The organism is Nostoc favosum CHAB5714 (genome assembly GCF_020829495.1).
Lineage (GTDB): Bacteria > Cyanobacteriota > Cyanobacteriia > Cyanobacteriales > Nostocaceae > Nostoc > Nostoc favosum.
This window is the reverse complement of record NZ_JAIVFQ010000005.1, coordinates 16,570-41,433: the sequence shown is the minus strand read 5'-3', so window position 1 is coordinate 41,433 and position 24,864 is coordinate 16,570. Positions and strand designations below refer to the sequence as shown.

Below are 24,864 nucleotides of genomic sequence, written 5' to 3'. Positions count from 1 at the left end.
TCGCCGTCTTTACAATAATCAGTCCTTTGTCTTGACGGCGATTTATCGCGTCTCTTGCCTTAACCGAACCGTATTGGGGGCAGGGGGGGAGAGGAGATATATTTTAGAATGCAACAATGAGTCTTTCAACTCCATTAATGAGGCTCGGAACTCCATTAATGAGTCTTTGATATTCATTAATGAGGCTTGGAACTCCATTAATGAGCCTTTGATATTCATTAATGAGGCTCGGAACTCCATTAATGAGTCTTTGATATTCATTAATGAGGCTTGGAACTCCATTAATGAGCCTTTGATATTCATTAATGAGTCTTTGATATTCATTAATGAGGCTTGGAACTCCATTAATGAGCCTTTGATATTCATTAAACCTCTTGCGAAAATCCTTGATCCGCCAGGGACTCAAGTCCCAGGCTAATAGCAAAAGTCCGTTTAAACGGACTAAAATTATTGTTATTAGTCGGTTTAAACCGACTTGAGCTATTAGCCCGAAAATTTATTTTCGGGCGGATGTTCGACTTTTGCAAGAGGTCTATTAATGAGACTTATACCATTTCTTTGTGAGGCTGCGCCAAACCCTTTTCTTTCTTATACTTAAATATGGTTTAATACCGTTTCTTTGTGAAGCTGCATATATTTACCCCCGGCTACGCCGTCCCCCCTTATCAAGGGGGGACTACAGGGGGGTCTTATTATGTGCATCTTCATGCAGAATTGGTATAACGTATCTTCATACAGAAGATGTTTAATTATTCAGAAGACATAGATAACATTGCCCTGCTTTTATTCACTAAGAAAAGGAATCTATGCTTGGACACAACATTATTGTGATTGGCACTTCGGCAGGCGGACTCAAAGCGCTGGGCGCAATCTTAGGCGCTCTGCCTGCTGAGATTGATGCTGTCTTCTTCATTGTTCAGCACCTTGCAGCAGATAAGCCCAGCATTCTCCCCCAAATTCTTACAGATGTAGGCTCTCTCCCAGCATCTCACCCGGTAGATGGAGAGTCAATTCAAACTGGGCGAATCTATGTCGCACCGCCCGATTATCACCTGTTGGTCAATCAAGGCTCGATGTGTGTCGTGCGCGGGCCTCAAGAAAACCGCTTTCGTCCCGCGATCGATGCGTTATTTCGTTCAGCCGCCCGCGCTTATGGTACAAGGGTGGTAGGTGTGGTACTCACCGGCTATCTTGATGATGGCACGGTGGGGTTGCAGGCAATCAAGAAACGGGGCGGAGTGGCGATCGTTCAAGACCCGAACGAAGCAGAATACCCCAGCATGGCCAAGAGCGCCTTGCGGTATGTGAAGGTCGATTACTGCCTGCCGCTTGCAGAAATCCCAGACCTGCTAGTGCAGTTATCAAAGGAACCCGCCGCCCAGGAGGAGGCATATCCCGTGACCAAAGAGATCGAAATTGAATCCAAGATTGCTGAACAGCAGATGAATACCCAGGAGTTTTTAAAGAATGTAGAAGCGATCGGGACTAGAACGACTTACACCTGCCCTGAATGCAATGGCAGCATCTGGCAAATTGGCAAAGAACAGCCGCTACGGTTTCGCTGTCACACGGGGCATTCCTTTACAGCTAATGTGTTCCTGGCAGAGCAAACTCAGAATCTCGAAAATGCGCTGTGGTCAGCTGTGCGGGCAATGGAGGAAAAGGTTACATTCTCGCGTCAAATGGCAGAACAGATGAGAAACTACAATTTAACTAGTGCCGTAACAAAATATGAAGATCATGCAATGAATTTGGATAAAGAGGTGTCTTTAATTCGAGGCATAATTCTCAACGGCTTTGCCACGAAACGAACCATTGCTGCAATAGAGGAAGATCAGGCTGAGTAGCTGTAGGCTTAACCTTTTTTAACTAGTTCCGTGGGTTTAAGTCCCCCGGTTCTATAACCGACAAGTTTTGTGTTGGGGTTAAATCCCCATTACAAAACAAAATTTACGAATTACGAAAGCGTTGCGGGGCGTAGCCCATTACGAATTACGAATTATTTAATTGTTCCCCTCGGCAAGAGTAGATTTTACCCCGAATTAAATCGGTAGCTTTAAACATTTTTAGCTTCCATGTTGATGATCTAAAAAATACCTGATTTTACTTCATCAAGTGCTTGAATGGCATCATTCAGAACTAAGTCATTTGAGGTTGTAAAGTGCCTCGAACCTTTTAAGGGTAACGTCGCCCTCACTAGCAATGTGTGTAAGATGTAAATCTGCCTCGGTGAGGAGTATCATCGTTTCTGCACCAACTCTGCCAAAGTCAGGCTCTAACCCTAATGTCATCTCAATAAGATACGTCCATGTACCAGATTCAGGTGTGTAGCTGCGTACAATCCCTTCTCCACCAATAAAGCTCACCCATTGAGTAGCGCGAAACTTAGGCACTTTCATGAAGGTTGCAGTCATGCGTAAAACTCCTCAATTCATAGTTGATACTTTCTGTTTTAATAGAAAAAATTAAATATGTTTTGTATCTTTTTAAGTAAAGATGTTAAATATTATCTATAACTTTTGAATGTTTTAGATGCAGATTAAGCAATTTATACGTAATTCAAACATTTATTCAAACATAATATATAGCAGTCCTAAATAATATCATGTCCGCCAAATAACCATAAAATAACCTCACCCCAACCAATACTGCTGACAATTCAGGTCATCTGGAAAACCTCACTTCTATTTCTCTCTTCCTTTAAGGAGAGAGACTTTGAATTTCCCCCTTCCCGCCACGGGTTGGGGGTTAGGGGGTTAGGTTTTTAGTGGACTTTTCCACATAACGTGAAAAGTCAGACCAATACTGCTCGGGTTTTGGTGCATAGTCATTGGAGATCCCCCTTAGTCCCCCGATAAATTGGGGGAAAATAAGGCATTTTGAGCAAGCCAATTTATCGGGGGGTTGGGGGGATCGACTCAAAACCTACGCAGTATTGCACCCCAACCCCTCCTCGCTTGCGGGGCTACGGTGTACACACAAGTACTTTCGTTCAGAACACAAGTACTTTCGTTCAGAACACAAGTCTTTTCGTTCAGAACACAAGTCTTTTTTGAGCCTTTGATATCAAGTTCGGCAAATCACTTATACCATTTCTTTGTGAGGCTGCGCCAAACCCTTCTAACTTCTTTCTTTCTTTGTGTCCTTTGCGTCCTACCCTGCGGGAAGCCGCTCCGCGTCTATGCGGTTCGTTTTTCTTACTTCTTTTTTCTTTTTTGTATTTATATATGGTTTAGCGCATCTTCATACAGAATTGGTATTACGATATGTCATTGCGTTCGCCCTTGGCGTTCCCGAAGGGTATGCAACGAAGTGAAATGAAGCAATTCGCTTGCGGTTTGGAGATTGCTTCACTTCGTTCGCAATGACAACTAATCAGCCGAACATGATATGAGAGAATGAAACAGCTTTGCTTTTCAAGAGGGGTTGGGGAGATTAAATAATTCGTAATTCGTAATGACGCTCGTTCCGACGCTCGATGACTCGCTCATAGCGTTGCTATGCCGTTGGCGCAGCCTCTCGTAGAGAAGGCTTTACGCTGCGCTATCGCTTTGCGCGTCGCTAACGTAATTCGTAAATTTTGTTTTGTAATGGGGATTTAACCCCAACACAAAACAAAATTTTTATTGAACCGGGGGACTTAAACCCACGGAACTAGTTAAAAGTCTGTGGAGCCACTCTAAAAGACTTGTGTGTACACGGTAGGCTTGCTCTTAGGGGAGACAAAGCGACGATTGTCGGGGTGGGGTGCAATAACTGTGGGAATCAGAACTAATATCATGTCCACATAAATAGTTATGCTAACCACAGCCATTACACCCCACCCCCAGCCCCTCCCCGCCTGCGGGGAGGGGAGACAAAGCGACGATTGTCGGGGTGGGGTTCTTCGGGTTTAATAAGCAATCAAGCGGACATTATATAATTATGCGGACATCATATAATTTGTAAAAAAATAGCTCCCCAACTCCTCAAAGAAGTCAGGGATTTGGACACCGCGCATTTTCACAAATCAAATGTTGTATTGCTATATTTGACAACAGTACCCACAATTACGAATTACGTTAGCGTAGCAGGGCGTAGCCCATTACGAATTACGAATTACGAATTACGAATTACGAATTACGAATTACGAATTATCTATGACTCGTCCACTCAAGTTTACAATCATCAATACTAATTCAGTAAGTTCAATCGGTTTAGCTAGATGCATTTGGAAACCAGCATCAATTGCCCTTTGCTGCTCTTGCTCGGTGACATAAGCACTGATTGCTGCTGCTGGAATTTGTCCCCCAGCTTCAGCCTCAAGCTCTCTAATCTGACGAATCAGGGAGTAACCATCCTCTTCTGGCATCCCAATATCTGCTAGAAGCAGATCATATCTGCCAGGAGATTCAATTAGAGCAGCGATCGCTTCCCTTGCCGATGTAACAACCACTACTTCAGCCCCGAAGTCTTCTAACATCCACTTGATTAAGTCGCGGCTATCTAGTTGATCATCTACAGCCAAGATGCATAACCCTTCAAGGGTAAGGGATGGAGTTTTACCATCTAATGTAGCTGGAGTCTTTGATAAAAGGCTCGGCTCTAAATAAGTTGGCGGTGTAATTTCCGGCGGCATTGAGCGCAGAGGCAGCCTGATAATGATCGTGGTTCCTTTTCCCTTGCCTGGACTCTGTGCTTGAACTGTTCCACCGTGAAGTTCTACAATATGACGGACGATTGACAAGCCCAATCCAAGTCCCTGACTCGTTTTACTGCTGCTGGAATCTCCTTGGCGGAAGCGCTCAAAAATATATGGCAGCAAGTCTGCTGGGATGCCAATTCCTGTGTCGCTGACTCGAATCTCGGCGTGACTATATACAGCTTCGAGCATAATTCCCACTCGCCCATCGGCTGGAGTGAACTTAATCGCGTTAGAAAGTAAATTCCACAGAACTTGCTGTAAACGGTCAAAATCTCCGACAACTGTCGCCGAGTTCAACTGTGAAATAATTTGAATGCCTTTCGCCTCTGCGGAAAATTCGATAGACTCAATCGCGGCATTCACTACTGAAACTAGATCGATTAGACGAGTGTTTAAATGAAGTTTTCCGCTCGTAATCCGTGAGAGATCCAGCATATCATCGATTAACTGAGCCTGCACATTAGCACTGCGCTCCACCACTTCCCAGGCACGAGTGACTGCTGAAGAATCTAAATCGCGGGTGCGGAAAAGTTGCGCCCAGCCGAGTATAGTATTGAGCGGGTTACGAAGTTCATGGGAGAGGTTCGACAGGAATTCATTTTTGGCTTGGTTGGCATTTTCCGCCTCTTGACGGGCAGACTGCTCCTGTGCTAGAAGTTGCGATCGCTCTAATTCAAACTGCTTGCGATCGCTAATATCTTCAATCGCCAGCAAAATCTTTTGAGCCTCTCCTTGTTGAATAATTTTCCAACCATTAAGCAGCATGGTTTTCTGCCCAATCTGCTCAAAACGATGCTCTACCTCTAAGTTTTGAATACTGGTATCGTTGGCGAGAATGTCTTCTAGGATCTGTTGTAGTCCAGGTAGGTTCCACTGACCATTCCCTAGTTCAAAAATTAGAGATTGCGTTGTGTCTGATGGTGAAACCTGAAATGTTTCATAAAACGAGCGATTGGCTTTGTTCACCCGGAAATCAGAATCAAGCACGATTAACGGCACTTGTACCGTCTCCACAATCGCTTCAGCGTAATCACGGGCTTCTTCTAAGGTTGCTGCACTGCGTTTGAGACCATCAATATCTATTAACACCAACACTATACCGTCAATCTGGTTTTCTGTGGTGCGATAAGGGCGGATGCGGAGGTTGTACCAATGTCCCCCCAAAGTTTGGACTTCTAATTCTTTGATGCTGAGTGTATCAAGTACCTCTAAAATTAGAGTTTCTAAATCAGGAATATTCAGATTCGCTCTGATATCGCTCAAAGGCCGTCCAGCATCGGCGGGAATTAAATTGAAAAGCCGTTGCGCCATTGGCGTAAAACGTCGAACCCGTAAGTCCGAAGTCAATATCAAAATGGGAATATTGATACTGGCAAGCAAATTTGTGAGATCGTTGTTAACTTGGTGTAATTCCAGATTTCGAGAGCGAAGTTCTTCATTAGTTGTGTTAAGTTCTTCGTTGGTTGCCTGAATCTCTTCTTTAGCAGTTTCTAGCTCCTCATTGGTGCTTTGCAACTCTTCATTACTGGAGAGAATTTCTTCATTGGCAACTTTCAAGTCTTGATTGATGTGTTCCTGCTCTTGAATCACCGCTTGCAGATACTCTTGAGTCGCAGCCCGCTCTTGGTTTGCGGTTGCGAGTTCAAGTCTTAGCCGAACAATCTCTCGCTCTAAGTCTCCCAGTTCTTGGCTCTCAGGATTTACCGTGTTGAGGTTGCTAACAGTGGGTGGGGCTTCTTCAAATAAAACCAGAAAATAGAATTCTTCATTGGTCGAAGGCTTGAATGGAATCACCTCAATATTGATGATTTTTAAAAGATCGCCCTCTTCAATTCGTAACCCTTCCTTTCTAACTAGAATTTTTTGCCGTTGTGCTTGATAAATTGTGGCGCGTAGTTCGATGAGCAAACCTTCGCGCACCATTTTGAATAAGTTAAGACTTGGTTTACCAGGTGCAAGTTTTAGGTAGAGATCGATTTCTCCACGAAATTGCAGCACCTCGATCTTGTCGTTGATCACCACACCCACGGGGGCATAGCGATTCAAGATCAGTTGGTCAGTTTTTCTCTCTAAGTCAAAGTCATCCGATGGATTCTCATTGGTCAGCTTGGGTTCGTCCACTTTTACCATCGCATAATTGCTGGTAACGAACGATAGAATTGGACGATTTGCAGTTAGCTTCTTGGCATAAATTTTATACTTTTTATCAATCGGAGTAAACAACTCTGAATATTTACCCGTGCTTTCTGAAGTCCCTAGCAGCAAAAAGCCAGCCGGGTTGAGACTGTAATGGAAGATGGGCAATATCCGTTTTTGCAACGTTTCGTCTAAGTAAATCAGTACATTCCGGCAGCTAATTAAATCTAAGTTGGAAAAAGGGGGGTCGCTACCCAAGTCTTGTCGGGCAAACACACACAGTTCGCGGACAGCTTTGTTAATTTGATATCCACCACCTTCAATGGCATTAAAGAATCTGCGGCGGCGCTCTGGTGAGACTTCCATCATTTGATTCTCTACATAAATGGCTGATCTTGCTTTGTCAATCGCTATCTCGCTGATGTCTGTGGCAAAAATCTGGATCGGCGGCGGGGTGATTTTATCCGACAAAAACTCCAGCAAGGAGATGGCGATGGAATACACTTCTTCGCCTGTGGAACACCCAGCTATCCAAATCCGAATCGGCAACTCTACTGATTTGTTTTGGATGATACTGGGAAAAACTCGCTCTTTCAAGAGTTGAAATGCTTCGGGGTCACGGAAAAAATAGGTAACGTGGATTAGAATTTCTTCATAGAGCGCCTTGACTTCACCCGGATTCTTTTGCAAATACTCGGCATAATCCTCCAAGCGTTCTAGTTTATACAACAGCATTCGGCGCTGGATTCGGCGATCGAGGGTGTTGGGCTTGTAGTGGCTAAAGTCAACGCCAGTTGCCGATCGCAACAACACAAATATAGTCGCCAGGGCATCCCCTTGTTCGGGCAACTTCTCAATTGCGATCGCTGGCAATGGGTCAGAAATAAAAGGATTGCAACTGAGGTTTGCCAGTTCCTCGGCGATTTTTTCAGGCGGCAGAATAAAATCAACATTCCCGGTGGCAACAGCAGTATTGGGCATACTATCGAATTTTGCGGTGTCTTCACACTGAGCAAAAGTCACGCCTCCGGCTGCCTTGATTGCCTTTAGCCCCAGTGAACCGTCTCCATCGGCTCCAGATAGAACCACTGCGATCGCTTTGTTCCCTCGATCTGCTGCCAATGAAGTAAAGAACGCATCAGCAGGCATATATTTACCCTGAACTTTCTCTCGCGGCGTGAGTTGCAACACTCCATTAGATAAGATCATCTTAGTGTTAGGCGGAATAACGTAGACCTTGTTAGGTTCTATAGTCACGCCATCTTGCACTTCAGTGACAGGCATTTGAGTTGTTCTTGCCAAAATCTCGCTCAATAGACTCTTGTGGTTAGGGTCTAAGTGTTGAATCAGCACAAATGCCATCCCTGTATCGGTAAGCAAATATTGCAGCAACTGCGTAAACGCCTCTAATCCACCCGCAGAGGCGGCAATGCCAACGACGGGAAATAAAGCATCTGCAATGTCTTGCTGCTCTACATCGAACGCATCATTGGCGGTAGATTCAGATGCAGGTTGCTCAAAGGGTTGATCGGATGTCATAGGATAAAGTTTAGCACTGCAATGGTTTGGCAGAACAGGTTTATATTTTAGTTCAGTTTACTTACTTGCCTTGTATTTAATAATAGTTTAAATACAAATTAAATAAACAACCTAAGTTTCCTAAATCCAAGTCAGTGCCAATAAATAAGAAGCTAGAATAAATGCAATACCAATAATTCCGCTACTCAAAAGCAAAACTAATTGAGTTAAAATATACATTTGATAACTCCTGAGATTAATCCTATCGTTTATCAAATTTATTAGTAGCGTTTTCAAAAAAATTATCTCCACCAATAAATGACCCATATCATTACTTATCAAAAGTTAGACTACTATATCTAATACCAATTCTGTATGAAGATGCGCCAAATTATATGAGGAACGAACCGCAAAGGGCGCAAAGGACACAAAGAAAGAAAGAAAGAAAGAAAGAAAGAAAGAAAGAAAGAAAGAAAGAAAGAAAGAAAGAAAGAAAGAAAGAAAGAAAGAAAGAAAGAAAGAAAATTTGGCGCAGCTTCACAAAGAAATAGTATAAGACATTAAATAATTCGTAATTCGTAATTCGTAATGGGCTTCGCCCCGCTGCGCTAACGTAAATTTTGTTTTGTAATGGGGATTTAACCCCAACACAAAACTTGCTTTTTATTGAACCGGGGGACTTAAACCCACGGACAGGAGTTAATTAAAGCTAGTTAGCGTAAAGATGAGGATTATTAGCAATTGCTAAAATGCCAAGTACAGCAACAAAATCATCAATAACTACGGGTTTAGCAACGCATAGACTAAACCCAGCTAAGAGAGCACGTTGATACATATCTTCAGTTACAGCGCCTGTCAAAGCGATCGCTGGCACTGCTTTGCCTCGTTCTCCGGTAAGTGTTCGCACTTGGTGAATCAGAGCATAGCCATCCTCCTTTGGTGAGGAAATACCATTCAAGAGGATATCAGGTTGCCATTGCACAAATATTTCCAGAGCTTGTCCTAAAAATGCTGCTTGCACCTTCACACCATAGGATTGCAACATCGGCGTCAACGAATTGCAGAAATTGACATCATTATCTACAAGGAGTACTCGTAGCCCTTGTATAAATGAAGGATTAGTAGGAAATTTATTATTTATATGCATCAAAGTTTCAAAATTGAGGTTTTATTGAGCTTTAGAATGTCCTTAAGCAGTACATTTATTGTGCTTGCTTGAAGTTCAATAAATGTCTCATCAGTAGGCATGAACGGGCTATTACCTTTGAAATTCTCTACTCCCTTAGCAGCTTGAATTGCAGCAATTAGGATACTAGGAACTTCCAAAAATATCCCATTGCTTTTAGGGCAGGGAGCAGGGAGAGCAAAAGTCGTTTTGATTCCAAAAATCGGATAATTTATTTTTTGTAGTTCCCCTAACGACCAATACAGTTCAGTTAACGCTAAAAACCTTAAACTGTGTAGGTTGGGTTGAGGAACGAAACCCAACATTTCCGGGGCTTTGTTGGGTTGCGCTTTGCTTAACCCAACCTACAATTTTTCTACTTTGCTTAACCCAACAAAGCAATTTTTCACAAAGCCAGGCGTATTGCCCTAACGACACTAGCTTTCATGGCAGCATCGCCAATATCAACTATTTCTTTGATCCTTAAAAATAATTTTTGTTAACAATTTTTACTTTAGCATCCTATTGTTAAAGCTGATGTTTTAGATAGTGTATAAGTTGTATATTTTGTATAAATTTAGCAAAAATTTTTCTGATAAAAAATATTCAAATTATTTTGATGCCCGGTAACTACTGCTAACAATTATTAATTATGTCTAAAGGAGTAGAGTTTTTATATCGTTCAGTAGTATTTAAAACAACTTTCAACAATAGATACTTGGTTCTTATAGATGAGCGCAGTCTCTCTCATGAAATTTGCACTTGCGACTTCGGTTTCGAGGATGATATCGAACCTCTGGATAATTCATCCTTGGAACGGCTTAAGTAGGTAGGCGTAATTAAACATAAGATAAAACCTCACCCTCAATCCCTCTCCGTGAGTTCAAAGAGGGAAGCCGGAGGCAGGGTGAGGTTTTATATTTAATTTGACCCACTTACTTATACCATTTCACTTTCAGGTTGATACAAATATTAATTGTGGTTATTTATCACAGAGCTTTTCAAGTAATTGAACTACACTACTCCCTACTTCCCGTCTCATTTGTCAAGAGATTTTAACAGTGAACAGTGAACACTGAACAGTTATCAAGTATCCGCATTATCTCACTCGTTTAAGTCCCCCACCTACAGGTGTCAGGCGTTGGTGGCGCTTCTTTATCCCCCACCATACGCTTTCAGGACTGATAACTGATAACTGATAACTGATAACTGGTTTAATACAACTTACATTTTGCAAGGAGTCTTGAATTCTGCCTCCATTTCAATAACTTAACTTTTCTTAAGAAAAATATGATTAAGCAGTCAATGATTATTATCCTAATGGGTGTATCGGGTTCTGGCAAAACCACTATAGGAAAACTGTTAGCAGAGTCGTTAGAATGGGAGTTTAGCGATGCTGACGCTTTCCACTCACCAGAGAATGTTGAGAAAATGCGGCGGGGTATCCCTCTGAGTGAAGCTGACAGGATGCCTTGGTTGCAAGATTTGCAAACAGCCATAAAACATTGGCTGCAAGAAAATAAAAATGTGGTGCTGGCGTGTTCTGCTCTAAAAGACAGCTATCGGCAATTTTTGGTATTGGATAGCGAACGCATCAAGCTAGTTTACCTCAAAGGGTCTTATGAGTTGATTCAAATGCGGTTGCAAGAGCGTAGCAATCATTACATGAGCGAAAAACTCCTCAACAGCCAGTTTTATACTCTTGAAGAACCATTTAATACCATATCTATGGATATTGCACAACCACCCCAGGTGATTGTCCAAAATATTAGAACGGCTTTGGAAATTTAGTACAACCGGAAGATTAAGGTGAGTTCGACAAGTCTTATTTGATATCACGTCCGCATAAATAGTTACGCTAACCACAGTCATTACACCCCACCCCCAACCCCTCCCGAAGAGCGGGGAGGGGAGACAAAGCATAGCTTTGGCGGGGTGGGGTTCTTCGGGTTTAATAAGTAATCAAGCGGACATGATATGACCTCTCCCCCAGCCCCTCTCCGACACGGAGAGGGGAGCAAAAAGCTTAATTTTTCGTTGCTCCTCCCTTTCCGTTTCCGTTATATAAAACTTACCCAAAGCTACCTAAACCCAACTCTTGCGAAAAAGATTATAGATAGCTTTGGTGTTTACTTCCTACTTCACTCTGGCAGTGTCGGCACTCACCTTAACTTGTTGCTACTGATTTCTTTCCATTTCCGTTGCTAGAGTGAATAGCAACGAATGACGGTTGCTGTGAACTGGGAGTTGGCGAATTGCCTCGCAGTCCCTTACGGCGCTGAGTCTTAGGAACTCCTCCCGCCATGCCATACTCTACACTGCTTTTGCCATATCGAGTACCAACTCCCATCAGCATATGCTCTGTCATATCTCCCAACTCGCTCTCTGTTTGGAGCATTTCACTGTACAACTTATCCAGGTTGGAAAGGGCACTATTGTATGCATTTTCTTTAGCTCGCATTGTCTCGATGAGAGTTGAGAAGGCAGGTAGGGTAAGTCCATTGCCCACATCTAAATTTGGAGCAATTGAGTTCATGCCAGCTGCACGAAGCACTGCTTTTTGTAACACCGGAGAGCTTCTTTTTCTACGAGCCATGATAGTACACCTTGTAATATAGTACGGTTGATATTCTTTACCTTAAATAACTTCAGTATCAAACAGCCTGAGAGAATTCCGGGAAATCTGCAATGGTTTTTGCTACATAGCGATCGTTGTCATAAGTCAATACAGTTCAGTTAAGCATTTCTTTCTTCTCTTCCTTTGCGTTCTTTGCGTCCTTTGCGGTTCGTTAAAAAAATTGACTTTGACTAATATTTAAGCCTTAACTGAACCGTATTGTGTCATAAGTGCTTGATTTACTGAAATGAGAAAGCATTTAGACAAAATGAGTAAGCAAACTGGGGTTTGCTTGCTGAATCTACTGAAATGAGAAAGCATTTAGACAAAATGAGTAAGCAAACTGGGGTTTGCTTGCTGAATCTACTGAAATGAGAAAGCATTTAGACAAAATGATTAAACAAACTGGGGTTTGCTTGCTGAATCTACTGAAATGAGAAAGCATTTAGGCAAAATAAGAAAGCAATATGCCTAAATGCTTATTGAAATCGACTTGAGCTATTTTTGCGATGCAGTTACCAATCAGAGCGATCGCTATGCTTTGGGCCGGCTTCAGCCCTGGTTTTATGAAACTTAAATGCTCATTAACTTACAACACAATCGGTTACTATCTACGGTATGATAAAACTGATTTAAGTCTCATTAATTCTCGTTTGTTATCTCAACAGCAGTCGTCTAACGGCGAGTCTATGAATGTAGAATCCCCGTCCCTTTAGCGCGGGGAGTGTCAAAAGTCGTTGGGAAGAATCCCCAGTGATATGAACCGAGAGAAAATCTGTTTGATAAGCTCGATTTTGGGTTGCGAGTGCGATCTTTCAGCTACCCTGAAATTGAATATATAAAAGAGCAATTTTCAAATGACCATTTACTTTTATAAGGTTTGGCAGCCTTATGGCTGTTTTTCTAACTTTTCTCCCCACGGAATCCACATCCAGGGTACTTACTGGCCAACGGTTGAGCATTATTATCAAGCCCAAAAATTTGTTGGCAGCATAGATGCGGTTATTATACCCCTCATCCATGCTGCCGCAACCCCAGAAGAAGCTGCCGCATTGGGAAGATGTAGCACTCGCCAACTCCGTCGAGACTGGGATTTGGTCAAAACTGAAATTATGCGAGAAGCTGTACTCAAAAAGTTTATCACTCATATTGATATTAGAGAAGTTCTTCTGAAGACAGGCGATGAGATTTTGGTTGAAAACTCCCCAACGGATTCTTTTTGGGGCTGTGGTGCTAATAGAGCAGGTCTTAACCATCTCGGTAAAACTCTCATGAGTGTGCGTGAAGAAATCCGTAATTTACTATCCTTAACGGTAACTTACGAATAACTTCATCAAAATAGTTACATTCAACATAAAATCAGTAATTCGACGGGGAATAGTAAAATTCCCCAGCCAAAAACCTTTGAAAAAGTTGCCAATAATTTAGTTATTTATGTGAAAAACTTTTAATTAGTTAAATTAATGGGCTAGTACCGCAAGGCAAAAGTCAAAAGTTAACACTGAGCGACTTGCCTTGAGCGCAGTCGAAAGGAGTCGAAGTGTCACGCATAATTGTATTCCAAGCTTTTGCGCCATTTGAAATTGTATGTTTATTTACGCCGTGCTGTACTAGTGGGTAAAAAGGGTAAAAAAATATTTTTAATTTAACTAGTTCCGTGAGTTTAAGTCCCCCGGTTCAATAAAAATTTTGTTTTGTGTTGGGGTTAAATCCCCATTACAAAACTTAATTACAAATTACGTTAGCGTAGCGGTAGCGAGGAACGAGCGTCATTACAAATTACGAATTATTTAACGCACTTTTAAAGTCAATAAATTAAGTAACATTACTGAAATAGTTTAATGATTGAGAATATAAGATTAATAGGTGTAAATGATTAAAATTTTCTTAACTTTCGACTTGAAAGGATTTTTTGAAAGTATTTAATGATATAGCAAGTTTGATATCTCCCTAAATCAACTTTAGAAGGGTTAGAAGGATCAAGCAAAATATCTAATACTTTTCAAATATCCTCTGATCCATTTTCAAAGATATTTGCAACAGATGCACGCCCAGAGCAAACGCATTTGTAGCAGGAATTTTGGGAAATGGGATGAAAATCAAGGCATTGTTAAGTTGAAAATTCTTATCAGTGACAATTATAAAAAAATTATACTTCAGTCATGGTGTACATAGACAATGACATTTACCGATAAACCAAACGGGTTGCAGCAAAGCTTAGACCAAGAAAGTTTACTGCACCAGATGATAAACCAGATCAGGCGATCGCTCGACCTCCAAGAGATATTAACGACTACCGTTAGCCAAGTGCGTTTATTTTTGGGTGCAGATCGGGTAAAGGTGTATCGTTTTGATACCGATGGTAGTGGTGAAGTCATTGCTGAATCTATCCATGAGCAGCGTCTGCCATCCTTATTGGGGCAGCGCTTCCCTGCTGATGATATTCCACAAAAAGCTAGGGAGATGTTTCTCTTAGCGCAGCAACGTTCGATTGTGGATGTGGCAAATGGGAAGATCGGGTTATCGCCTCTACAGTCAAAAGAAACTGGCAAACTTCTACGAACTAATATCCACTATCGGCAGGTAGACCCGTGCCATATTCAATACTTAAAGGCAATGGGTGTGCAGTCTTCGTTGATAGTACCAATTGTAGATTGCGATCCACAAGAACAATCGGCAAAGCCTAAATTGTGGGGATTGTTGGTATCTCATCACAGTAAACCGCGAAAAATTTCAAAGCGGGAACTAAAAGTATTGCAGCAAGTAGCTGACCAAGTTGCGATCGCAATCGCTCAAAGCAATCTTCTCACCGCAGCTCGCACCAAGCAAGAGCGAGAAGCTACTATTAACCGAGTGACCACACTATTACATAAACTGCCGACAGTCCAATTGCAGGGGGCGCTAGAAGAAGTTATTACTGCCTTCAATGGAACAGGTGGCAGGCTTTACATTGAACAGAGTCAGGAACTATACACCTGGGGCGACCAACCGACACTCCCCTACGAGTTAGATAACAATATTATCGAAGAGCATCCCATCTGGCAAAACTGGATGGCTGAGTCTAAACAAGGTAATATTTGGGCAACATCTGACCTCTATAAAGAACCACATTTGCGAGTTTTGGCTTTAGCATTCCGTTCAACTCAAATTCGCGGACTTATGGTGATTCCCCTACATTACCGGGAAAAATTTATCGGTGTATTAAGCATTTTTCGCTGTGAATTTGAAACGGAAATCTTGTGGGCGGGACGATGTGAACAAAATCGGCGGCAAATGTTACCCCAGCTTTCCTTTGAGCTTTGGCGAGAGCAAAAAAAGGGGCAATCAGCTGAGTGGAAACCGGAAGACATCTCGTTAGCGCAAGCCTTGTACTATCATTTCTCAATGGCAATTCAGCAGCAGCAAATGTTTAAACAGGTACAAACCCTGAATGCCAACCTAGAACTGCGGGTGCAAGAGCAAACTTATGAACTCGAAAAATCATTACTGTTTACCAAAGTACTCAAGCAAGTCACAGAGCATATTCGCAGCACATTAGACTTGCAGACAACTCTGCAATCCATCGTTCGAGAAGTCCGTGCCCTGCTAAACTCAGACCGGGTGGTGATTTTTGAACTGAAGAGGAAATCGGTGATTGTAGAAGAGATTAATGGCAATTGGCAGTCAGTTTTAGGAATGAATGCACCACCCGATTGCTTTCCTGATCAGTATAGCTATCTATATAGTCAGGGCAGAGTCCGGGTAATTAACAACGTTTCGACAGCTTCTTTAAAGGATTGTCATCGAGAGTTTTTGCAGAGTCTGCAAGTGCAAGCAACCTTAATAGTTCCGATTAATATAGGTCTGGAAGTATGGGGGTTACTAATAGTCCATGAGTGTGAGACTCCCAGAGATTGGCAGGATGCAGAAATTGATTTATTGCAACAGCTAGGAGATCAGGCTGCGATCGCTATTCAACAAGCACAACTCTACGAACAAACCTGTAATGCTGAAACTGAAGCCAGAAATCAAGCTGCCCAGTTAGAGCATACCCTACATGAACTCCAAGAAACACAGACAAGATTGATTCACACCGAAAAAATGTCCGGTTTAGGACAGTTAGTGGCGGGTGTCGCCCACGAAATCAACAACCCTGTTAACTTTATCTACGGAAACCTGTGCCACGCCAGTAATTACACTGAACAATTACTAGAAATTTTACGTCTCTACCAGTTACACTATCCCCACCCTCATAGTGAAATTAGCGCCGCTATCAAAGCAATGGATTTTGAATTTTTGGTAGAAGACCTCCCGAAAATCATGACTTCAATGCAAGTAGGAAGCGATCGCATCCGCTCAATAGTGCTGTCGTTACGCAGTTTTTCCCGCTTGGATGAGGCTGAAAACAAGCGTGTTGACCTGCATGAAGGCATTGACAACACCTTGTTAATTTTGCAACACCGACTGAAAGGAAATGGTGAATTCCCAGGCATTGAGGTCATTAAAGACTATGGCAACATACCACGAGTAGAATGCTATGCCGGTCAAATGAATCAGGTATTCATGAATATCTTCAGCAATGCCATAGATGCTCTGGGAATGGGGAATGGGGGTAAGAAGGACAAAGAGAATGCCCAATACCTAATACCCACGATCCACATTTCGACTAGAGTCTCAGCAGACGACTCTCGTCTATTAATTCGTATTTGTGACAATGGGTCTGGGATGACTGAAGAGGTGAAAAAGCGGATTTTTGACCCGTTTTACACTACCAAACCTGTGGGTAAGGGTACAGGACTAGGATTGGCAATCAGCTATCAGATTATTGTCGAAAAACATGGTGGAATAATGGAGTGCATTTCAGAACCTGGCAAAGGTACAGAGTTCTGGATTGAAATTCCCGTCAAGCCACCAGCCAAAATAGATCGCTAAAGGTAGAGGAATCATTAAAATAATTCAAAATTCAAAATTCAAAATTCAAAATTCAAACATTTTAGACATTTCAGACGGAAATTTAAACCCCAACTTAGACTAATGACAAATGACAAATGACAAATGACTAATAGTAAAGTTTAGTTGCAAACAAAATCCCTCCCATCCAGAAGTGATAATCTAATAATTGAAGCTAAGAAAGCTTCCCTGGCAGATATAACAGCTGCATTTGGAATGTAGTAAGAGGTAAAAGACGCTGTTGAACTTAAATCTGTCTCGTCAAAACACAGCAACACCCAACGCGAAAACTGCTATTTCCTCAAATATGGAAGATTAGGGGGCGCTGTAACTGGTTTTCATAACTTGTTTAGACAAGCGATGAAAGTTAGTACATCCCTGGCTATGATAAACAATGAGAGGAGATAGTTCAGGGAGTAGAGGTTTGGGTGTTGTTGTGTTTAAAGAGAAGTCTGAGATAGGGACTCCTCTTGGTGTAAGATTATCCGAAGTTAAAGAGTGAATAGTTTAAATAGCGCCTTATGTCAATTATTGCGCTCAGAGCGTGGTATATACAGGATTATGAGCCGATTCCAGAACTGGAAAAACGTCCGCCAGACATTCGCTTAAGCAAAAAAAGCTTGCTCAGATCAGCATTGCGAGCAGACTTTTTAGAAGAAAGCGACGAAGTTAAGAAATCAACTTGGTTTGGACGCTATCTGGAAGGGGAAAATATTGAATTTTATATTGAAGGTAGTGGTGGCTATTGTGTCGCCAACATTGACTTAATTAGCCATGAAATCTATTTTACCAAACAGGCGCTGTTGGCTCAGTTAGAACCAACAATTTTTTTATCGTATCAAACAGAGTACGCCGCAGCCACGAATGTTCTAAGAGAAGAACTGCGAAAAAGTTTGGATAGTTTAAACAAGCGATCGCGCCTTCCCCTAACATTAGTAGAATCCTCTCGTCCCAACGGTGCTACTGTACGGATTAACCGGACTATCATGCGAAAGATCCGTAAGAGTTTGTTATTTATCGCTGACACCACGCCCATTGCTAGTATTGACGGTAAAGAAACTCTCCAAGTAATTCCTAGCCCGAATGTCTGTATTGAGATTGGCTATGCTATCCAAAGTAAGCGGTCTGAACAAATTTTACTAGCGCACATGCAACGCCCAGACTTTGAAGGGCAATTTCCCTTCGACTTACCGACACAGCAAATTTTGCAATTCCAAGACACTATAGAACTAAATAAAATCCTTACAGGAACGCTTCAAAACCAACTAGCACGATTCAACTTGTTTTTTTGAGCAATCCGTGATTTGACATCCTCCTCAGCCTGAAGGCGTGAGGATTCCAATCTAATCAAACAGACTTAGCTGAATGAATTCCTGGCGGGTTGACGCTTCACAGGATGCTGCTATCTTTGCGATAGTCTGACGCTTTCCTCCACGTCCGTTTTGAGTTTCCGAATGTCCTCCGGCAACTTTAATGTTAACTGCGGCGTTCACGTCCCTGTCGTGAGTAGATTCGCAATTTAAGCAAATCCATTCACGGATTGAGAGGTCGAGTTTACCGCCTCTAAATCCGCAACACGAACAAGTTTGGCTTGTTGGCTCCCATCTACTGATGACACGGAATTCGCGCTCGTACTTTTCGGCTTTTCCTTCCAAGAATGTTCTAAACTGCCTCCACCCTAAATCACTAATAGCTCTGGATAGCTTTCGGTTTTTGAGCATTCCTGAGACGTTTAAATCTTCTAAGATAATCGTTTGATTCTCACGAATTAACCTAGTTGATAGCTTGTGCAAGAAGTCTGTTCTAGTATCCTTGAGTTTGGCTTGTAGTTTCGCCTTGCGCTTACGAGCTACTTCGTACCTGTTTGACCCTCTTTTTTTGCGAGACAGATTTTTGCTAAGTCGGCGCAGCCTTCCAATACGCTTCTTCAATGGTTTTGGCGCGTCTACTTTCTCGCCAGTGCTGAGGGTAGCAAAGGTTGTTATACCTAAGTCCACACCAACAGCATTATCTAATTGTGGTAGGGGCGACGGCTGAATTTCTACTACAAAGCTCACAAAATACCGCCCTGCTGCATCTCTGTTGACAGTTACAGACGATGCCTCGGCAGACAATGCCCTTGACCAAACAATTTCTATCTGCCCAATCTTGGCAAGATAGACCGATGCTTGGCACACTTTAAAACCACCCTTGCGAAAACGAGCAGACTGAGCGGCTCGACGCTTTTTAAATTTGGGAGGTCGGACAGGTTTACCTTTGCGCTCTTTCTTGCATGACTTAAAGAAGTTTTGGTATGCCTGCTCTAAATCGTTTAAGGACTGCTGCAAGGGGATATTTGAGACTTCAGACAGCCAAACTCTCTCAACTGTTTTCTTGGCTTGAGTGATGAACAGCTTTTGTAAGTCTGTACCGCTCGGCTTCTTATTACCTGTTTGATATTCAGCCAAGCAATGAGCAAGTGCATCGTTCCACACCACGCGAACGCACCCAAACAACTTGCTCAATAGTAATTGCTGGGCATCAGTCGGATAGATTCGGTAACGATAACGTGCTTTCATAGTAAAATTATATCATTTGGTCTACTACTATGAACAAAGAATATAGACGAGGTAAACACAGCGTTACATCGCTTAAGTCTCATTTGGTCTTCGTTACCAAGTACCGTAAAAAGATATTTGATGCCCAGCGACTAGAGGTGCTGATTCAATCATTCTTTCAGCTAGCAAAAAAGATGGATTTTAGTATTCTTGAGGTTAACGGGGAAGGCGACCACGTTCACTTACTGGTTGAGTACCCACCAAAATATTCTGTATCTCAACTGGTGAACCACCTCAAGGGTGTATCTTCAAGGATCTATCGCAAACAGTTCACAGATTCCCCCCATACAGAGCATCTTTGGAGTCCTTCGTATTTTGCCTGTTCCGTGGGTGGCGCACCTATTGAAGTATTGAAGGAGTATATTAAGAATCAAAATTCGCCCTAGAAGGGCGAGGCTTGAATCCCATTCTTTTGGTCAATCAAAATAAACGAACAGGTTTACTTTGCAGCTTGGAAGTAATAGAACTCACCCGATCAACCACAGAAATCATGTATTTATAATCTGGTACTTGTCCATTGGGTACATAACCTACTTCTTGAGCTAAATTTGAAGGCGCATCGTTCATTACTTTACGGATGAACTCTTGACGGTTACGTTCTACATTAGGCCCAATCAAGACCACGCCTAATGGTACATAGTGAGGGTCTTTAAATAGGATGCGGAATTGGGTTGACCCCAACTGTGAACCGTAGAGACTCAATTCAGCCTCCGAGACAGCACAGGCGATCGCTTTTCCCTCAGCGACTAATTCCAGCGCGGCTTTGGGTGTGGGTGCAAATAGAATCTGTGCTAGTGTTATACCAAAAAGATTGTAAAGTGGGAAATAATATCCTGTAGCTGAACCTAACTGACCTAAAGCGATTGTTTGACCTTGTAGCTGTTTTAAGTCGGATATTGGATTGTCTTTGCGAACAACGAAGATTGAACGCAAATTACTAATACCTATTAAAGGAAATAGGGGAACATATTGGTGACGTGCGATTGCGATCGCTGCTAAACCTGGTGAGGCAAATGCCAACGACCAAGCACGAGCCTCAAGGCGCTCAACCGCTTTGTTTTCATTAAAAGCAGGCTCTAGCTGAATTAATGCATTTGTCTTCTCGCCCAAGTAATTATTAAATTTAGCATATTGGTTAATTATTTGTTCGCCTCCACCATAATTGATCACACCAATAGTTAATGTGCCCTCAAACTCCCGTGGTGATCGGCAGGCGGCAAACGTCAAACCTAGCAGATTAAACAGAAATAAACGACGGGGAAATCGCAAAAACATCACTAATTATGCTTAAGGAAATAACTTGGTCAAGACTAATTTAGATAAGTTTGACTGCTGCCTAAGTAGGTAATATTGCAGCAAAAAATTAATATTTATTTAAATATTGTTGAGATGGTTTCTAACAGGTATAAATAAATATTAGACAAACTCAGATACCGCCTTCGTTGGTTAGGTTATGTTAAACAAAATTACGTTAAAAAACTTAAAAATAGGTGCTAAATTTAACTTAATTTTAATATTAGTGTTCATAATCAGTATTTTGGGTAGTGGCGTTGCCTTATCCAGTGTACTTCAGGGAAGGGCGCAAAATGAAGTGGCTTCCCAAGCAGAGATTCTTATCCAAATGGTGAACGCAGTTAGAAACTATACACAAAATAGTATAGTTCCCCTATTGGAACCTAGACTAGATACTAACCCAACGTTCATGCCTGAAGTAATACCAACTTTTTCCTCTAAAGAGGTTTTTGAAAATTTTCGTAAAAACCCGGAATATAGAAACTTTTTTTATAAAGATGCAACACTTAATCCAACTAATTTAGCAGATAAAGCCGATAGTTTTGAAACTCAACTTGTAGAGCGTTTTCGCAACGAACCCAAGACTCTAGAAATTACTGGCTTTCGTACCTTGTCAGAACACGAAGTATTTTACATTGCGCGACCATTCAAGATTACACAAGAAAAATGTCTGCGATGTCATTCTATACCAGATCAGGCTCCTAAAAGTCAGTTGGCAACTTATGGCTCGGAAAATGGTTTTGGCTGGCAACTTAATCAGATTGTTTCTGCTCAAATGGTCTCTGTTCCTTCTCAAGATATTTTTGCTAATGCCAAACGAGCTTGGATATTGATAATGGGACTTTTAATTACGATCTTTGTGATCGTAATTTTATTAATTAACTTCTTAATCAAAAAATATGTAATTCAGCGCATCAGAAGAATGGAGAAAATAGCTCAAAAAGTTAGCATTGGTGAGATGAGTGATGATTTTGAAGAAAGTTCTAATGATGAAATTGGCGGATTAGCAGAAGCATTTAATCGCATGAAAGCTAGTTTAAAAATAGCTATGGAAATGTTAAATAACCAGAATTAAAAACATACATTTTGGATTTTATTTTATTAGGACTTACGCACTGTACAAATACGTTGTGATGTGCATTACCTATCTTGAGGAAGTTTTCAGGCTTTTCTTAATTATTCTGCGATCGTAAATAGACCATGCTGTAGGGGCACAGCAATGCTGTGCCCTTACGAAAGATATGGTTTTTAACCTTATACCAATTCTGTATGAAGATGCGCTAAACCATATATAAATACAAAAAAGAAAAAAGAAGAAAGAAAAACGAACCGCAAAGGACGCAAAGGACACAAAGAAAGAAAGAAAGAAAGAAAGAAAGAAAGAAAGAAAGAAGTTAGAAGGGTTTGGCGCAGCCTCACAAAGAAATGGTATTAATCCATATTTGGTATTTCTTGTCAATGCGTAAGTCCTAATTATAGCCCTTTCAAGGTGGGTAAAAATTTTGGTCAAAAAATTCCTCCTTAATCTCTTTACTCTGTGTTCTCTGCGCCTAATAAGGTTAAATTAATTACTTTTTAACCGCTCCAGACGCAGAGAGCGCAGAGAGAAAAAAGAGATTTTACCAATCACCTTGAAAGGGCTAGTCCTAATTATGAAAGATTTACGCAGAATCCAATCTACGCATTTGTCGCATTTTTTCTGAAATTGGTAGAATTGAAAAATTCAAGAAAGTAGGCGCTGCTGAAATTGCAAAGCTTTTTGAGTTTCAGGAATTTGTGATGCTAAAATTTTTACAAATTCTGCACGAGAAACTTGCCCAGAAGACCTAAGAGCTTTTTGGACTAAGAACGTAGCTATTGGGCCAATTAAATCAGTCAACTCTCGTTCGCACTGACGCACAAAGCTATCGCTGATTACTTGAGGTTCTTGGCTTGATAAATTATTTGACTTTATTTCAGACTTAACAGTAAGTTTTTGTAGTAAAGTAGGTTTATCTAGTAAAAACATTGTTTTCTTCTTAAAATCAATTTGTTGATTTCCTCGAAGATGAAGCGCCAATTGACTAATTAATTCTTCACAGTTGGGCGCTGATGCTGCAACCTGTCGTAATAATCTTGAGGCAACGGGGCCGACAAATTGCAAAAGAATTGTTTCCAACCGACTGTAATTTTCTGGTGACAGGATAAAACTAGGCGGATAGCCAATTGAGTTTTGTTGAGAAAGTGAAGCTTGAGGCGGTTGTGTAAAAGATAGTGGTTGAAGTGATTGCGCTTCTACTTTAGTATCGAGATGCTTAAGCACCCTTAGAACTTCAGCCGCAGACTGATAGCGCTGTTTAAAGTGGTGTAGCACCATCTTAGATAGCACAGATGCCAACTCAGAACTGACGTTAGCCTGATGCTGCCAAGAAATTTCCCCTGTATCTGGATCTTCCTCAAAGTTTATAGGATGTAACCCCGTTAGCGATTGAATACCAATAATGCCCAAGGAATAAATATCGCTGTTGGGGCGCGGCTTACCTTGCCCCTGTTCTGTAGACATATATCCTGGGGTGCCAATGGCAATAGTAGCCCCCGTGTGCCCTGGAACTGTAAGCAGTTGAGTTTGGACTTGTTTGACTGCGCCAAAGTCAATCAGCACTAACTTACCATCTTGTTGTCGCCTGATTATATTGTCCGGCTTGATATCTCGATGGATAACGTTGCGGCTGTGAATAAATTGCAAAATATCCAACATCTCTTGGAGAAGTTGAATTACTTGATCTTCTGTCCAAGGTTGATTGGGGAACAGTTCCGCTTTTAGAGTATGCCCTTCAATGAACTCTTGCACCAAGAAGAACTCTTGATTGTCTTCAAAATAAGCTAAAAGCCGAGGTATCTGGTCATGATTACCCAATTGTTCTAGTGTTTCTGCTTCACTGGTAAATAACCGTCTGGCAGTTTCGAGAAATTCAGGGTTACGAGTGACGGGCTTAAGGTGTTTGACAACGCATTTCGGGAATCCTGGCCGGTGGGTGTCTTGGGCTATGTAGGTTTGACCGAATCCCCCTTTACCTAACACCTGGAGGACTTGGTAACGTCCGTCTAATAATTGTCCTAACATTGTGTCACAAGCCTTAAGTCCTCAAATTAATCTTGGCACAACTACCAGCTTTAGTAAGGTTTCTTGAGACAGAAAGTAGGTAGTGCTGAGATTTCAAGCTTTTTTGAGGATTATACTTGTGAACTACTCAGACTTGCCTGCGGCTGAAGTCCGAGCTTCCCAATTCATCGGGGATAGCCTCAAAAACTCTGTAGTTTTTTTGGTCTTACATTCCCTCCAAGGGCAGAAGTCCTGGTTCCCAAGACTCAAATCTTTCTCTTGCGACACTTACCTAATTAGCTTGGTTTTCGCTTACGGCATTGGTGGTCAAGACACACAATATCTTACCAGAAAAATTGGGGATTCGTCATACATTAAGGAACAGGTTAAAAGATTAGGCGTCTAGAGTGAAGAGTCATTGGGCATTGGGCATTGAAAAGAGGCAGAGGGGAAACTCTTCTCGCCAGCAAGAACAGCAAGAACTGCCCCTTGCCCCCTTGCTTCCAACCTCCCGTATGCTTACCCTTTTCATTCGGGGGTTACGTGGTTAACAATGGGTTGAATGTTTTTTAAATAATTCAACTTTATGGCTAGAACTGCAAATGAATATGCCGTATACCTCCTACTGGAAAGCGGTCATCGGGAAGAAGTACGTTTTCCTACTATTCAAGAGTTTCAGAAGTGGTATAGTGGCGAACTTGTGCCAAAGTCTGCTTCTAATGACTTTATTAGCGTGCCGATCAAAAATATTCAAGGGGAATATATGGTAGTACGCCCTTCTCGGGTCGTGGCAATCCGGGTAGAACCAATTTTTAGTTCCAGTGTTGAAAGATTCAACTAAAT

At 41.8% G+C, this 24,864-nt stretch carries 20 protein-coding genes; 12 read left to right on the top strand and 8 right to left on the bottom strand.

Annotated elements, in window-relative coordinates; all coding sequences use genetic code 11:
- Positions 1-31 precede the first annotated feature (31 nt).
- Positions 32-418 (top strand): hypothetical protein, encoded by a 387-nt coding sequence (locus LC586_RS05620; RefSeq protein ID WP_229483561.1) that lies wholly within the window; start codon positions 32-34, stop codon positions 416-418.
- A 388-nt stretch (positions 419-806) separates the two neighbouring features.
- Entirely contained in the window at positions 807-1,847 is a 1,041-nt protein-coding gene (locus tag LC586_RS05615; RefSeq protein ID WP_229483560.1) for a chemotaxis protein CheB, read from the top strand.
- Between the two features lie 297 nt (positions 1,848-2,144).
- On the opposite strand, the gene LC586_RS05610 is transcribed toward LC586_RS05615, so the two are convergent.
- Complete coding sequence (locus LC586_RS05610) at positions 2,145-2,414, bottom strand: hypothetical protein (RefSeq protein WP_229483559.1); 270 nt, start codon at positions 2,412-2,414, stop codon at positions 2,145-2,147.
- Between the two features lie 1,712 nt (positions 2,415-4,126).
- Complete coding sequence (locus LC586_RS05605) at positions 4,127-8,359, bottom strand: chemotaxis protein CheB (RefSeq protein WP_229483558.1); 4,233 nt, start codon at positions 8,357-8,359, stop codon at positions 4,127-4,129.
- 374 nt (positions 8,360-8,733) lie between these two features.
- Here LC586_RS05605 and LC586_RS05600 point away from each other — a divergent pair, with 374 nt between their 5' ends.
- On the top strand, positions 8,734-8,889 hold the full coding sequence (locus LC586_RS05600) for a hypothetical protein (protein WP_229483557.1): 156 nt from the start codon (positions 8,734-8,736) through the stop codon (positions 8,887-8,889).
- Between the two features lie 158 nt (positions 8,890-9,047).
- Here the strand turns inward: LC586_RS05600 and LC586_RS05595 are convergent, their stop codons facing one another.
- Positions 9,048-9,485, bottom strand: a complete 438-nt coding sequence (locus LC586_RS05595) for a response regulator (protein WP_229483556.1) — start codon at positions 9,483-9,485, stop codon at positions 9,048-9,050.
- Positions 9,485-9,829, bottom strand: coding sequence for a fasciclin domain-containing protein (locus tag LC586_RS05590; protein WP_229483555.1), 345 nt, complete (start codon positions 9,827-9,829; stop codon positions 9,485-9,487). The genes LC586_RS05595 and LC586_RS05590 overlap by 1 nt, the downstream gene beginning before the upstream one ends.
- Positions 9,830-10,155: 326 nt before the next feature.
- On the opposite strand from LC586_RS05590, the gene LC586_RS05585 reads away from it, so the two are divergent.
- Positions 10,156-10,332 (top strand): hypothetical protein, encoded by a 177-nt coding sequence (locus LC586_RS05585; protein WP_229483554.1) that lies wholly within the window; start codon positions 10,156-10,158, stop codon positions 10,330-10,332.
- Between the two features lie 476 nt (positions 10,333-10,808).
- Positions 10,809-11,294 carry a gluconokinase gene (locus LC586_RS05580; RefSeq protein ID WP_229483730.1) on the top strand — a complete coding sequence of 162 codons (486 nt, stop codon included), beginning with the start codon at positions 10,809-10,811 and terminating at the stop codon, positions 11,292-11,294.
- A 376-nt stretch (positions 11,295-11,670) separates the two neighbouring features.
- Here the strand turns inward: LC586_RS05580 and LC586_RS05575 are convergent, their stop codons facing one another.
- Positions 11,671-12,099: a hypothetical protein gene (locus tag LC586_RS05575; protein ID WP_229483553.1), complete on the bottom strand. Its 429-nt coding sequence runs from the start codon at positions 12,097-12,099 to the stop codon at positions 11,671-11,673.
- A 530-nt stretch (positions 12,100-12,629) separates the two neighbouring features.
- Here LC586_RS05575 and LC586_RS05570 point away from each other — a divergent pair.
- The 4 genes from LC586_RS05570 (at position 12,630) to LC586_RS05555 (ending at position 18,341) form a co-directional block, all read left to right on the top strand.
- Positions 12,630-12,836, top strand: a complete 207-nt coding sequence (locus LC586_RS05570; protein ID WP_229483552.1) for a hypothetical protein — start codon at positions 12,630-12,632, stop codon at positions 12,834-12,836.
- A 141-nt stretch (positions 12,837-12,977) separates the two neighbouring features.
- Positions 12,978-13,448, top strand: a complete 471-nt coding sequence (locus LC586_RS05565; RefSeq protein ID WP_229483551.1) for an N-glycosidase — start codon at positions 12,978-12,980, stop codon at positions 13,446-13,448.
- Between the two features lie 850 nt (positions 13,449-14,298).
- The gene (locus tag LC586_RS05560; protein ID WP_229483550.1) at positions 14,299-17,031 is read left to right on the top strand and encodes a GAF domain-containing sensor histidine kinase; all 2,733 of its coding nucleotides are present in this window, start codon (positions 14,299-14,301) and stop codon (positions 17,029-17,031) included.
- Positions 17,032-17,570: 539 nt separating this feature from the next.
- Positions 17,571-18,341, top strand: a complete 771-nt coding sequence (locus tag LC586_RS05555; RefSeq protein WP_229483549.1) for a hypothetical protein — start codon at positions 17,571-17,573, stop codon at positions 18,339-18,341.
- A gap of 51 nt (positions 18,342-18,392) precedes the next feature.
- On the opposite strand, the gene LC586_RS05550 is transcribed toward LC586_RS05555, so the two are convergent.
- Entirely contained in the window at positions 18,393-19,607 is a 1,215-nt protein-coding gene (locus tag LC586_RS05550; protein ID WP_229483548.1) for an RNA-guided endonuclease InsQ/TnpB family protein, read from the bottom strand.
- Between the two features lie 29 nt (positions 19,608-19,636).
- Here LC586_RS05550 and tnpA point away from each other — a divergent pair, with 29 nt between their 5' ends.
- On the top strand, positions 19,637-20,032 hold the full coding sequence (tnpA, locus tag LC586_RS05545; RefSeq protein WP_229483547.1) for an IS200/IS605 family transposase: 396 nt from the start codon (positions 19,637-19,639) through the stop codon (positions 20,030-20,032).
- A gap of 34 nt (positions 20,033-20,066) precedes the next feature.
- On the opposite strand, the gene LC586_RS05540 is transcribed toward tnpA, so the two are convergent.
- Positions 20,067-20,921 (bottom strand): phosphate/phosphite/phosphonate ABC transporter substrate-binding protein, encoded by an 855-nt coding sequence (locus LC586_RS05540; RefSeq protein ID WP_229483546.1) that lies wholly within the window; start codon positions 20,919-20,921, stop codon positions 20,067-20,069.
- A gap of 178 nt (positions 20,922-21,099) precedes the next feature.
- Between LC586_RS05540 and LC586_RS05535 the strand changes: the two genes are divergently transcribed.
- Positions 21,100-22,014 (top strand): Tll0287-like domain-containing protein, encoded by a 915-nt coding sequence (locus tag LC586_RS05535; RefSeq protein ID WP_229483545.1) that lies wholly within the window; start codon positions 21,100-21,102, stop codon positions 22,012-22,014.
- Between the two features lie 648 nt (positions 22,015-22,662).
- Here the strand turns inward: LC586_RS05535 and LC586_RS05530 are convergent.
- Entirely contained in the window at positions 22,663-24,042 is a 1,380-nt protein-coding gene (locus LC586_RS05530; protein ID WP_229483544.1) for a serine/threonine-protein kinase, read from the bottom strand.
- Between the two features lie 565 nt (positions 24,043-24,607).
- On the opposite strand from LC586_RS05530, the gene LC586_RS05525 reads away from it, so the two are divergent.
- Positions 24,608-24,862, top strand: coding sequence for a hypothetical protein (locus tag LC586_RS05525; RefSeq protein ID WP_100902628.1), 255 nt, complete (start codon positions 24,608-24,610; stop codon positions 24,860-24,862).
- The last annotated feature ends 2 nt before the right edge of the window (positions 24,863-24,864 follow it).

Bases quoted from the DNA above. Each gene is read 5' to 3' on its own strand.
- LC586_RS05615 (WP_229483560.1), top strand. From the start codon at position 807: ATGCTTGGACACAACATTATTGTGATTGGCACTTCGGCAGGCGGACTC.
- LC586_RS05610 (WP_229483559.1), bottom strand. From the start codon at position 2,414: ATGACTGCAACCTTCATGAAAGTGCCTAAGTTTCGCGCTACTCAATGG.
- LC586_RS05605 (WP_229483558.1), bottom strand. From the start codon at position 8,359: ATGACATCCGATCAACCCTTTGAGCAACCTGCATCTGAATCTACCGCC.
- LC586_RS05600 (WP_229483557.1), top strand. From the start codon at position 8,734: ATGAGGAACGAACCGCAAAGGGCGCAAAGGACACAAAGAAAGAAAGAA.
- LC586_RS05595 (WP_229483556.1), bottom strand. From the start codon at position 9,485: ATGCATATAAATAATAAATTTCCTACTAATCCTTCATTTATACAAGGG.
- LC586_RS05590 (WP_229483555.1), bottom strand. From the start codon at position 9,829: ATGTTGGGTTTCGTTCCTCAACCCAACCTACACAGTTTAAGGTTTTTA.
- LC586_RS05585 (WP_229483554.1), top strand. From the start codon at position 10,156: ATGTCTAAAGGAGTAGAGTTTTTATATCGTTCAGTAGTATTTAAAACA.
- LC586_RS05580 (WP_229483730.1), top strand. From the start codon at position 10,809: ATGATTATTATCCTAATGGGTGTATCGGGTTCTGGCAAAACCACTATA.
- LC586_RS05575 (WP_229483553.1), bottom strand. From the start codon at position 12,099: ATGGCTCGTAGAAAAAGAAGCTCTCCGGTGTTACAAAAAGCAGTGCTT.
- LC586_RS05570 (WP_229483552.1), top strand. From the start codon at position 12,630: ATGCAGTTACCAATCAGAGCGATCGCTATGCTTTGGGCCGGCTTCAGC.
- LC586_RS05565 (WP_229483551.1), top strand. From the start codon at position 12,978: ATGACCATTTACTTTTATAAGGTTTGGCAGCCTTATGGCTGTTTTTCT.
- LC586_RS05560 (WP_229483550.1), top strand. From the start codon at position 14,299: ATGACATTTACCGATAAACCAAACGGGTTGCAGCAAAGCTTAGACCAA.
- LC586_RS05555 (WP_229483549.1), top strand. From the start codon at position 17,571: ATGTCAATTATTGCGCTCAGAGCGTGGTATATACAGGATTATGAGCCG.
- LC586_RS05550 (WP_229483548.1), bottom strand. From the start codon at position 19,607: ATGAAAGCACGTTATCGTTACCGAATCTATCCGACTGATGCCCAGCAA.
- tnpA (WP_229483547.1), top strand. From the start codon at position 19,637: ATGAACAAAGAATATAGACGAGGTAAACACAGCGTTACATCGCTTAAG.
- LC586_RS05540 (WP_229483546.1), bottom strand. From the start codon at position 20,921: ATGTTTTTGCGATTTCCCCGTCGTTTATTTCTGTTTAATCTGCTAGGT.
- LC586_RS05535 (WP_229483545.1), top strand. From the start codon at position 21,100: ATGTTAAACAAAATTACGTTAAAAAACTTAAAAATAGGTGCTAAATTT.
- LC586_RS05530 (WP_229483544.1), bottom strand. From the start codon at position 24,042: ATGTTAGGACAATTATTAGACGGACGTTACCAAGTCCTCCAGGTGTTA.
- LC586_RS05525 (WP_100902628.1), top strand. From the start codon at position 24,608: ATGGCTAGAACTGCAAATGAATATGCCGTATACCTCCTACTGGAAAGC.